The organism is Hydrogenophaga sp. (assembly GCF_019635465.1).
Lineage (GTDB): Bacteria > Pseudomonadota > Gammaproteobacteria > Burkholderiales > Burkholderiaceae_C > Hydrogenophaga.
In genome coordinates this window covers 126,406-137,219 of the sequence record NZ_JAHBZK010000013.1, presented here as the reverse complement: position 1 = coordinate 137,219, position 10,814 = coordinate 126,406, and the positions used below count along the sequence as shown (strand labels likewise).

Here is a 10,814-nt window from a genome sequence, read left to right as displayed (position 1 = left end):
CCGCGGCGAATGAATCGACAACCAGGAGACCCACATGGCACTGATCAGCCTTCGCCAGTTGCTGGACCACGCCGCGGAAAACCGCTATGGCGTGCCAGCCTTCAACATCAACAACCTGGAGCAGATCCAGGCCATCATGCAGGCCGCCGACGCCTGCGATGCGCCGGTGATCCTGCAGGCCAGCGCGGGGGCGCGCAAATACGCGGGCGAGCCCTTTCTGCGCAAGATGGTCGAGGCCGCGATCGAGATGTACCCGCACATCCCCGTGGTCATGCACCAGGACCACGGCGCCACGCCGGCGGTGTGCCAGCAGTCCATCCGCAGCGGCTTCAGCAGCGTGATGATGGACGGCTCGCTGCGCGAGGACGCGAAGACACCGGCGAGCTACGACTACAACGTCGCGGTCACGCGCGAGGTCTGCCGCTTTGCGCACGCGGTCGGCGTGTCGGTGGAAGGTGAGCTGGGGTGCCTGGGCTCGCTTGAGACGGGCGAAGCAGGCGAGGAAGACGGCGTGGGCGCCGAAGGCACGCTCAGCCACGACCAGATGCTGACCGACCCGCAACAGGCCAGGGACTTCGTGGCGCAGACCGGTGTGGACGCGCTGGCGATCGCCATCGGCACCAGCCACGGCGCCTACAAGTTCACGCGCCCACCCACGGGCGACATTCTGGCGATCGACCGCATTGCGCAGATCCACGCCGCGGTGCCTGACACTCACCTGGTGATGCACGGCTCATCGAGCGTGCCGCAGGAGTGGCTGGCCATCATCCGCACCCACGGCGGCGACATCAAGGAGACCTATGGCGTGCCGGTCGAGGAGATCGTGCGCGGCATCCGAAGCGGGGTGCGCAAGGTCAACATCGACACCGACATCCGCCTGGCCATGACGGGTGCCATGCGGCGCACCATGGCCAACAAGCCCTCGGAGTTCGACCCGCGGGCCTTCTTCAAGGACGCGACGGCGGCCGCACGCGACATCTGCAAGGCGCGCTTCGACGCCTTCGGTTGTGCGGGTCAGGCGGCAAAAATCAAGCCGGTGCCGCTGGAGAAGATGATCGCCCGCTACGCGAAGTGATGGCCGACGGGCCGCGGACCGCGCGGCATCGCCGGCGACTCACTGACTGCTGAGGTACTCGGCCACGGCGGCCATCTCGAGTTCGGTCATGCGCTCGGCCACGGCGTGCATCACCGCGTTGTCGTTGGTGCGCTCGCGCATGTTGAACTGCTTGAGCTGGGTCTGGATGTAGCCGGCAAACTGGCCCGCCAGGCGCGGCAGGTTGGCCGCGCCATCGGCCGTCGGGCCATGGCAGCTCGCACAGGCCGGCAGGCCGCTGAAGCGGTTGCCGTTTTGGTAGATGTAGCGACCCACGGTGGCCAGTTGCGGGTCCTTGGCTTCTTCCTTCGGCAGTCGCTGTGCCTCGTAGTAGCGACCCACGGTCACCATGTCCTCGGGGGCAAGTTTTTCCACCATGGGCGCCATGGCGCTGCTCTTGCGCGCGCCACTCTTGAAAGCGGAGAGCTGCTTGGCGATGTACTCGGCGTGCTGACCGGCCAGGCGCGGGAAGGCTTCGCTGGTGGATTCGCCCTGTGCGCCGTGGCACAGGAAGCACGAGCCCCCCACGATCTTTTTGGCGCGCGCCGTGTCGTCTGCCGTGGCCTGGGCCCAGGTGAGTGACGTACCGAAGCCGAGCAGGGCCGCGCCGAGCCAGGAGAGGGTGTGCAACCAGGGGGTCATTGCATCGCCTTTGACTGATATTCAGAGAAAAAAAAGGCCGCGACTTCGCGCGGCCCTGTTCGACGTCAGGCCAGGGTGTCGGCCCAGATGTTGCGCGCCCAGGCCATGGCGTACCGGCCCTCGAGTTCGCTGGCCGCCACCGACACGCCACCCGAGCCTTGCACCGGCAGCATGGTGTGCTTCTCGGCGTCGTAGCGGTGCACGCTGGCCACGTGCATGGCGTCTTCGCCGGTGACGAAGCTGTAGCAGGTGTTGGCGTAGATCGGCATCGACAACGGGGGCTGCCCGCTCAGCAGCGCCACCACCGCGGCCGCACAGGTCTTGCCGTGCTGGTTGGCCATGTGCCCCGACTTCGGCATGGCCGGTGCGATCTGGATGGCGTCGCCGAGCACATGGATGTTCTTGTGTGCCTTGGATTCCATGGTCAGGAAGTCCACCTCGCACCAGCGGCCGTTGGCGGTGGCCAGGCCGGTCTTGACCGCAATGGCGCCCGCGCGCATGGGCGGCACCACGTTGGCCACGGCCGCCTTGAAGTCGTCGTTGAACTCGAACTTGAGCGTGTTGGTGGCCACGTCGACGTCGATCACCTTGTGCTTGGGTCGGTAGTCGATCAGGCCCTGGTAGTGCTCGCCCCAGGCCTTGAGGAACAGACCCTTCTTGGACTGGATGTCGTCGTTGGCGTCGAAGACCACCACCTTGCTCTTGGGCTTGGCCTTCTTGAAGTAGCTGGCCACCATGCAGGCGCGCTCGTAGGGACCAGGCGGGCAGCGGTAGGGCGCTTGCGGGATCGACAGCGCATACACGCCGCCGTCGGGCATGGCCTCGAGTTGCTGGCGCAGCAACATGGTCTGTGGGCCGGCTTTCCAGGCGTGGGTGACCTTGTCCTGTGCGCCGGGCTTGGCCAGACCGGGCACCTGGTCGAGCATGAAGTCGATGCCGGGCGAGACGATGAGGCGGTCGTAGGGCAGCTCGCCGCCGCTGGCCAGCTTCACCGTGCGCTTGACCGGATCGACGCTGTCGACCATGTCGCGCACCACTTTCACGCCATGGCGCTTGGTCAGGTTGTCGTAGGGCGTGGTGATGTCGGCCATGGTCTTGTGGCCGCCGATCACCAGGTTGGAGATCGGGCAGGACACGAAGGCCGCGTTCGGCTCGATCAGCGTGACCTCGATGCGCTGGTCGGAGAACAGGCGCACGTACTTGGCGGCGGTGGCCCCGCCGTAGCCGCCACCGATGACGACCACCTTGCCGGCGCTGGCGCCCATGCTGGCGCAGCCACCGAGCGCGCCCAGGCCGGCGACCGCGGTGCCGGCGCCCAGGGTTTGAAGCAGTTGACGACGTTTCATCGTGGGTCTCCTCACTTCTTCTGGGCCGCGAAGTACGCGGCGATCTGGGCCAGCTGCTCGTCGGTGTAGCCCTTGGACAGCTGGTGCATCAGGGTGGCAGGCTTGCGCCCGGTCTTGAAGTCGAGCAGCTTCTGCAGCAGCTCATCCTTGTCCTTGCCGGCCAGCGATTCGTTGCCGGTCTGCGCATGGCCGTTGGTGCCATGGCAGTTGGCACAGGCCGCCGCCCACACCCGAACCTGGTTCACCTCGGCCTGCACGGTGGCGGCCGCTGCCAGCAGCACCGCGCCTGCCAGCCATCTCCTCGTTTCGCGCATCGTTGTCTCCGGTTGCTGATTGGAAAGACTTGCCTCCAAAACTGTAGCAGCGGACGAGGGAGCGCCTTGACGGTCTGTCGATCTTCCCTGACCACACCACCGGTTTCGGGCGGCGCCTTCGGGCCTGCTCGACGCGCGGTGAGGCGGTTCGTCGGCGGCCGCAGCCATTGGAGGGCAGGCTGCCGAAAAAAGCATCAAGGGTTTGTACCCATCCAAATATCAGCAATTACCGATATAGTTCGAGACCTTGAATACCGTCAGAAGGAGCCGTGCCGTGTCGGACGCGCTGGACCAACCGATCGGGCGGGTGCTGCCCGCTCCCGAAAACCACCTGAGTGCCGAAGGGCTGGAGCAGGCGCGCAAGGCGCGACGCAGCTTCATGGGCAAGGCCCTGGCCATGGGCGCTGGCGCTGTGGCCGCCACGCAGGCACCGCGGGCGCTGGCCGCCGAAGGCGACAGTGCCATCCTCGAGCTGCCCGAGCACACCCGCGGCCTGGGCCGCCCGGTGGCCGAGCGTGCCTATGGCCTGCCCAGCAAATGGGAGGCCAACCTGCAGCGCCGCGAAAGCCCCGGCCTCACGCGCGTGCCGCAGGCCTCGGTGAGCTTTGCCCCGCTGCAAGGCCTGTTCGGCATCATCACGCCGAGCGGCCTGCACTTCGAACGCCACCACCAGGGCTGGTGGGACATCGACCCGAGCAAGCACCGCCTGATGGTGCACGGTCTGGTCAAGCGCACGCGCGTGTTCACCATGGACGACCTGATGCGCCTGCCCAGCGTCTCGCGCATCCACTTCATCGAGTGCGGCGCCAACTCGGCGCCCGAGTGGGGCAACGTGGCGCTGCCGACGGTGCAGTACACGCACGGCATGGTCAGCTGCTCGGAGTTCACCGGCGTGCTGCTGTCCACGCTGCTGGAGATGTGCGGCATCGACAAGAAGGCCGCCAAGTTCGTGCTGGCCGAAGGCGCGGATGGCTCGTCCATGACGCGCACCATCGACATCGAACGCGCCATGGACGACTGCATCGTCGCCTGGGGCATGAACGGCGAAATGCTGCGCCCCGAGAACGGCTACCCGCTGCGCCTGGTGGTGCCGGGTGTGCAGGGCGTGAGCTGGGTCAAGTACCTGCGCCGCATCGAGGTGGGCGACCAGAAGTGGGCGGCCAAGGACGAGGCCGTGCACTACATCGACCTGATGCCCGATGGCACGCACCGCCAGTACACCGGCATCCAGGAATGCAAGAGCGTCATCACCACGCCTTCGGGCGGTCAGACGCTGCTCGACAAGGGCTACTACAACATCAGCGGCCTGGCCTGGTCGGGCCGCGGCAGCATCAAGCGCGTTGACGTGAGCGTGGACGGTGGCCGCAACTGGCGCACCGCGCGGCTGGAAGGCCCGGTGCTGCCCAAGGCCCTGGCGCGCTTCAACATCGACTGGGTCTGGGACGGCAAGCCCGCCGTGCTGCAAAGCCGTGCCATGGACAGCACCGGCTATGTGCAGCCCAAGATCAACCAGCTGCGTGCGGTGCGCGGCACCCGCTCGATCTACCACCAGAACGCCATCCAGTCCTGGCGGGTGGGCGAGAACGGCGAAGTCTCCAACGTGCAGGTGTACTGATGAAGAAGGCCATTCAACTTCTGACGGCGCTGGCCCTGAGCGGTGCAGCGACCCTGGCGTCGGCGCAGGCGCAGCCCTGGAAAGACATCGGTCGCGAAGCCACCCCGGCCGAGATCAAGGCCTGGGACATTGACGTGCGCCCGGACTTCAAGGGCCTGCCCAAAGGCAGCGGCAGCGTCTCGCTGGGCGAGACGGTGTGGGAGGGCAAGTGCGCCTCCTGTCACGGCAGCTTCGGTGAATCCAACGAGGTGTTCACCCCCATCGTGGGCGGTACCACCAAGGAAGACATCGCCCGCGGCCGGGTGAAGAACCTGGAGCAGGGTGGCCACTTTCCGCAGCGCACCACGCTGATGAAGGTCGCCACGGTGTCCACGCTGTGGGACTACATCAACCGCGCCATGCCCTGGAACGCGCCCAAGAGCCTGAAGACCGACGAGGTCTATGGCGTGCTGGCCTACATCCTGAGTCTGGCCGAGGTGGTGCCGGCCGACTACGTGCTGTCGGATCAGAACATTGCCGAAGTGCAGCAGCGCATGCCCAACCGCAATGGCATGCGCTTCTATGAGCCCTTGTGGAAAGCCTCGGGCAAGGGCGATGTGAAGAACGTCGCCTGCATGAAGGACTGCCCCACCGACGCCAAGGTGCACTCCACGCTGCCGGACTTCGCGCGCGACGCGCACGGCAACATCCTTGAGCAGAACCGCGTGATCGGCCCGGTGCGCGGCGCCGACACCACCAAGCCCGCACCGACCGCGCCGGTGGGCACTGCGCCGCCGCCCAAGGCGGTGGTGGTGGCTGCCGCACCGGCGGCGGGCGCGGCCGGTGGCGTCGACGTCAAGGGCGTGCTCACCGCCAACGGCTGTACCGCCTGCCACGGCATCACCAACAAGATCGTGGGCCCGGGCTTCGCCGAGGTGCTCGCCAAGCACAAGGGCCGAGCGGACCTCGAGGCCTACCTCGCCGGCAAGATCAAGTCGGGTGGCAGCGGCGTGTATGGCGCGGTGCCCATGCCGCCGCAGGCACAGCTCAAGGACGACGAGGCTGCAGCCATTGCCAAATGGATTGCCGCCGGTCCCAAGTGAGGCCGGGCGTCATTCCAATCACCGTGTAAGCGTTTTCCCCCTGATCTTTCCCACGAGGAGACATTAGTCTATGAGCATGAAATACATGATCGCCCTGTCCGTGACGGGCGCTGCCCTGCTGGGCACGTCGGCGCATGCGCTGGACGCCGCGGCCGCCAAGGCCCTGGCGGCCAAGAGCGCCTGCCTGGCCTGCCACGCCGTCGACCGCAAACTGGTCGGCCCGGCGTACCAGGACGTGGCGGCCAAGCACAAGGGACAGGCCGACGCGCTGGAGAAGGTGGCCGCCCGCATCAAATCGGGTGGCTCGGGCATGTATGGCCCGGTGCCCATGCCGCCGCAGCCCAACCTCAAGGACGACGAGCTCAAGCTGCTGGCAGCCTGGGTACTCGCCGGCGCACCCGACAAGTAAACTCGCCCCTCGCCCCGATTTGCACAGGAGTTCAACATGAACCAGACCCGCCGAGACGCCCTCAAGACCACCGGTGCATTTGCCACCCTGGTGTCGCTGGGCATCGTCACGCAGAGCCAGGCCCACGCCGCGCTCGAGCGCGCCAGCTTTGAAGTCAAGAACCTGGCCGATGCGCTCAAGGCGCTGGGCGGCACGCCCGCCAACAGCGACCAGGTCACCGTCGTCGCACCCGACATCGCCGAGAACGGCGCCGTGGTGCCCATCGGCGCATCGAGCAAGCTGGCCAACACCACCGACATCTTCCTCATCGTCGAGAAGAACCCGATGCCGCTGTGCGCTGCCTTCGGCATTCCCGCCGGCACGCTTCCCGAAGTCTCCACCCGTCTGAAGATGGGCCAGAGCTCCAACGTGATCGCGGTGGTCAAGGCCGACGGCAAGCTGTTCTCGGCGACCAAGGAAACCAAGGTCACCCTGGGCGGCTGCGGCGGTTGATCGCCTCACGACCCACGTCTCGAACCCATTGAATTCAGGAGTCCAACATGGCTGATCCGATGCGCATCCGCGCCGCCGTGGCCGACGGCGAAACCACCGTCCGCGTGCTCATGTCGCACATCATGGAGCCCGGCACCCGCCGCGACGCCAGCGGCAACATCATCCCCGGTCACTTCATCCAGAACGTCGAGGCCACCCACAACGGCAAGGTCGTGCTGACCGCGCAGTTCACCGGTGCCGTGTCGCAAAACCCCTTCCTGTCCTTCAAGTTCAAGGGCGGCGCCAAGGGCGACAAGGTGATGGTGAAGTGGAGCGACAACAAGGGCGACTCGCGCTCCGACGAAGCGACGATTGCCTGACATCCCCCGGTGCCAGGCGGGCCGATGGCGCGGCCCGCTTGCCGAGCGATAAGCGACCCCACGCCCAACACGAGGAGACCCCCCAGATGAAACACCCCTTGTCCACCCGCATCGCCGCGCTGGCGATCGGCCTCGGTGCCGCTGCGTTCGCGCACGCGCAGTCGACGGCCGACGGCATCGCGAAGTACCGCGAGATGCTGCAGGACGGCAACCCGGCCGAGCTGAACGAGATGAAGGGTGAAGAACTCTGGAAACAGAAACGGGGCCCCAAGAGCGCGTCGATGGAGCAGTGCGACCTGGGCAAAGGCCCGGGCGTGCTCAAAGGTGCGTTCGTTGAACTGCCGCGCTTCTTCAAGGACACCAACAAGGTGCAGGACCTGGAAGACCGCATCGTGACCTGCATGGAAACGCTGCAGGGCTTCAACGGTGCCGAGGTGCGCAAGACGCCGTTCCGCAAGGGCGAAATGGCCAATGTGACCGACATGGCCACTTACGTGGCCACCCAGTCCAAGGGCATGAAGTTCAACCTGCCGCAGTCGCATCCGCAAGAGAAGCTGATGTATGAGGCCGGCAAGCGCATCTTCTTCACGCGCGGTGGCCCGCACGATTTCTCGTGCGCCTCGTGCCACGGTGCCGATGGCAAGCGCATTCGTCTGCAGGACCTGCCCAACCTGACCAAGAACCCGGGCGACGGCGTGGGCTTTGCGGCCTGGCCGGCGTACCGCGTGTCCAACGCGCAGATGTGGGGCATGCAGCTGCGCCTGAACGACTGCTTCCGCCAGCAGCGCTTCCCCGAGCCCAAGTTCGGCAGCGACGTCACCATGGCGCTGGGCATCTACATGGGCGTGAACGCCAAGGGCGCCGAGTCCGCCGTGCCCGCCATCAAGCGCTGAAGAGGAGACACCGCATGACGAAGAACATCCTGATGGCACTGCCGCTGGCCGCCTTGCTCGCCGCGTGCTCCATGCCGCCGTCCCAGGCCGACATCGAGAAGGCCACCGCCGACATCATGAAGAGCTCGTTCCAGGACCGCGGCATCGCCAAGGTGGACCGGCTCCAGCAAGACGAAGCCAACGCCACCTGCCTCGATGCCGACGTTAGCGGCAAACCGCTGGACGACAAGCTCGCCAAGGCGGTCGAAGCCAACCAGATGAAGACCGTCAAATGGCCTTCGGACGGCAAGTTTCTGGGCGACTGGAAAGAGGGCGAGAAGATTGCCCAGAGCGGCCGCGGCATGACCTGGAGCGACAAGGCCGATGCGGCCAACGGCGGCAATTGCTACAACTGCCACCAGATCAGCCAGCAAGAGATTTCCTTCGGCACGCTGGGCCCGAGCCTGTACCAGTACGGCAAGCTGCGTGGTGTGAGCGATCCCAGCGCCGCCGGCTCCAAGGCCATCGTGGAATACACCTGGGGCAAGATCTACAACTCGCGTGCCTACAACGCCTGTTCGCAGATGCCGCGCTTCGGCCACAACGGCATCCTCAACGAGCAGCAGATGAAGCACGTGATGGCGCTGTTGCTCGACCCCGAGTCGCCGGTCAACAAGTGATCCCGACGCCCGGCGAGCCTTGGCTCCCCGGGCTTTTTTGCGCTTTCAAATATCAGCGTTTGCTTCTTTAAGAGGGTCTCACCATGAGCCTGAGCCGCCGCGAATTCATGCAACTGCTGGCCGCGGCCAGCGCCGCCGGCATGGCGCTCGATCACCGCGACGCGCTGGCCGCCACGCCGGGCGCGGGTGAGCGCTTCTACGACGTGCCCAAGTTCGGCAACGTCAGCTTCCTGCACTTCACCGACTGCCACGCGCAGCTCACACCGGTGTACTTCCGCGAGCCCAGCATGAACCTGGGTGTGGCCGAGGCCACCGGGCAGGCGCCCCACCTGGTGGGTGAAGCGCTGCTCAAGCACTTCAAGATCCGCCCCGGCACGGCGCAGGCCCATGCGTTCAGTTACCTTGACTTCGCGCAGGCGGCCAAGACCTACGGCAAGGTGGGCGGCTTTGCCCATCTGGCCACGCTGGTCAAGCGCTTGCGCGCATCGCGTCCGCAGGCCTGGCTGCTCGACGGCGGCGACACCTGGCAGGGCTCGGCCACGTCGTTGTGGACCAACGCGCAGGACATGGTGGACGCCTGCAAGAAGCTGGGCGTGGACATCATGACGCCGCACTGGGAGTTCACCTTCGGTGCCAAGCGCGTGCAGGAAATCGTCGAGAAGGACTTCAAGGGCAACATCGAATTCCTGGCGCACAACGTCAAGACCACCGACTTCGAAGACCTCGTCTTCAAGCCCTACACCATCCGCGATATGGGCGGCGTGCCGGTGGCGGTGATCGGCCAGGCCTTCCCCTACACGCCGATCGCCAACCCGCGCTACATGGTGCCGGACTGGACCTTCGGCATTCAGGAAGAGCACCTGCAGAAGATGGTCGACGAAGTGCGCGGCAAGGGCGCGCAGGTGGTGGTGCTGCTGTCGCACAACGGCATGGACGTGGACCTCAAGCTCGCCTCGCGCGTGAGCGGCATCGACGCCATTCTGGGTGGTCACACCCACGACGGCATGCCCGCTCCCACCATCGTCAAGAACCCCGGTGGCCAGACCCTGGTCACCAACGCGGGCTCGAACACCAAGTTCCTGGGCGTGCTCGACTTTGATGTGCGCGGTGGCAAGGTGCAGGGCTACCAGTACCGGCTGATGCCCATCTTCGCCAACCTGCTGCCGGCCGACGCCGACATGCAGGCCTACATCGATGGCGTGCGTGCGCCGCACTTGGCCAAGCTCGACGAGAAACTGGCCGTCACCGAAGAGGCGCTGTACCGCCGAGGCAACTTCAACGGCTCCTGGGACCAGGTCATTTGCGAGGCGCTGATGGACGTGAAAGGCGCCGACCTGTCGTTCTCGCCCGGTGTGCGCTGGGGCACCTCGCTGCTGCCGGGCGACACCATCACGATGGAGCGCCTGATGGACCAGACGGCCATTACCTACCCATCGACCACGCTCAACGAATTCACCGGTGCACAGATCAAGGACATCCTCGAAGACGTGGCCGACAACATCTTCAACCCCGACCCTTACTACCAGCAGGGCGGCGACATGGTGCGCGTTGGTGGCATGCAGTACAGCATCGCGCCGAACGAGCGCATGGGCAGCCGTATCCAGAACATGACGCTCAAGGGCAAGCCGGTTGAGGCGGGCAAGACCTACAAGGTCGCAGGCTGGGCCTCGGTGCAAGAGGGCGCCAAGGGCGAGCCGGTGTGGGATGTGGTGGCCGGCTACCTGCGCGACAAGAAGGTCATCAAGGGCGTGAAGATCAACACCCCGAAACTTGTCGGCATGAAGGGCAATCCGGGCATGGCCGGCTGAGGCTGGCGCAAAAAAGGCCGTCACCCGAAAGGCGACGGCCATCAAATCAACCTTGGAGAAAAAGGGGCCCGCGGGGCCCCTTCTTGTTGGCGCTTGCGCGCC

Annotated in this window: 12 protein-coding genes; 9 read left to right on the top strand and 3 right to left on the bottom strand. The window is 65.9% G+C overall.

Annotation, left to right across the window (positions count from 1 at the left end; translation table 11 throughout):
• Positions 1 to 34 precede the first annotated feature (34 nt).
• Positions 35 to 1,075, top strand: coding sequence for a class II fructose-bisphosphate aldolase (gene fba / locus KF871_RS13295; protein ID WP_291143196.1), 1,041 nt, complete (start codon positions 35 to 37; stop codon positions 1,073 to 1,075).
• Between the two features lie 39 nt (positions 1,076 to 1,114).
• Here the strand turns inward: fba and KF871_RS13290 are convergent, their stop codons facing one another.
• From KF871_RS13290 to KF871_RS13280, 3 genes are all read right to left on the bottom strand, one after another.
• Positions 1,115 to 1,735 (bottom strand): c-type cytochrome, encoded by a 621-nt coding sequence (locus tag KF871_RS13290; protein ID WP_291143194.1) that lies wholly within the window; start codon positions 1,733 to 1,735, stop codon positions 1,115 to 1,117.
• 65 nt (positions 1,736 to 1,800) lie between these two features.
• Positions 1,801 to 3,081, bottom strand: a complete 1,281-nt coding sequence (locus KF871_RS13285; RefSeq protein ID WP_291143192.1) for an NAD(P)/FAD-dependent oxidoreductase — start codon at positions 3,079 to 3,081, stop codon at positions 1,801 to 1,803.
• Between the two features lie 11 nt (positions 3,082 to 3,092).
• Positions 3,093 to 3,395 (bottom strand): c-type cytochrome, encoded by a 303-nt coding sequence (locus KF871_RS13280; RefSeq protein ID WP_291143189.1) that lies wholly within the window; start codon positions 3,393 to 3,395, stop codon positions 3,093 to 3,095.
• 274 nt (positions 3,396 to 3,669) lie between these two features.
• Between KF871_RS13280 and soxC the strand changes: the two genes are divergently transcribed.
• The 8 genes from soxC to soxB all read left to right on the top strand — a co-directional run bounded on the left by soxC (position 3,670) and on the right by soxB (position 10,712).
• Positions 3,670 to 5,010 carry a sulfite dehydrogenase gene (soxC, locus tag KF871_RS13275; protein WP_291143187.1) on the top strand — a complete coding sequence of 447 codons (1,341 nt, stop codon included), beginning with the start codon at positions 3,670 to 3,672 and terminating at the stop codon, positions 5,008 to 5,010.
• Positions 5,010 to 6,092: a c-type cytochrome gene (locus KF871_RS13270; protein WP_291143185.1), complete on the top strand. Its 1,083-nt coding sequence runs from the start codon at positions 5,010 to 5,012 to the stop codon at positions 6,090 to 6,092. Before soxC ends, KF871_RS13270 begins: the two co-directional genes overlap by 1 nt.
• 76 nt (positions 6,093 to 6,168) lie before the next feature.
• Positions 6,169 to 6,501 carry a c-type cytochrome gene (locus tag KF871_RS13265; protein ID WP_291143209.1) on the top strand — a complete coding sequence of 111 codons (333 nt, stop codon included), beginning with the start codon at positions 6,169 to 6,171 and terminating at the stop codon, positions 6,499 to 6,501.
• Positions 6,502 to 6,537: 36 nt separating this feature from the next.
• Complete coding sequence (gene soxY / locus KF871_RS13260; RefSeq protein ID WP_291143183.1) at positions 6,538 to 6,993, top strand: thiosulfate oxidation carrier protein SoxY; 456 nt, start codon at positions 6,538 to 6,540, stop codon at positions 6,991 to 6,993.
• Positions 6,994 to 7,040: 47 nt separating this feature from the next.
• Positions 7,041 to 7,352, top strand: a complete 312-nt coding sequence (gene soxZ / locus KF871_RS13255) for a thiosulfate oxidation carrier complex protein SoxZ (RefSeq protein WP_291143181.1) — start codon at positions 7,041 to 7,043, stop codon at positions 7,350 to 7,352.
• 86 nt (positions 7,353 to 7,438) lie between these two features.
• Positions 7,439 to 8,245, top strand: coding sequence for a sulfur oxidation c-type cytochrome SoxA (gene soxA / locus KF871_RS13250; protein WP_291143179.1), 807 nt, complete (start codon positions 7,439 to 7,441; stop codon positions 8,243 to 8,245).
• 32 nt (positions 8,246 to 8,277) lie between these two features.
• The gene (soxX, locus tag KF871_RS13245; protein WP_291143206.1) at positions 8,278 to 8,904 is read left to right on the top strand and encodes a sulfur oxidation c-type cytochrome SoxX; all 627 of its coding nucleotides are present in this window, start codon (positions 8,278 to 8,280) and stop codon (positions 8,902 to 8,904) included.
• Positions 8,905 to 8,987: 83 nt separating this feature from the next.
• On the top strand, positions 8,988 to 10,712 hold the full coding sequence (soxB, locus tag KF871_RS13240; protein WP_291143177.1) for a thiosulfohydrolase SoxB: 1,725 nt from the start codon (positions 8,988 to 8,990) through the stop codon (positions 10,710 to 10,712).
• The last annotated feature ends 102 nt before the right edge of the window (positions 10,713 to 10,814 follow it).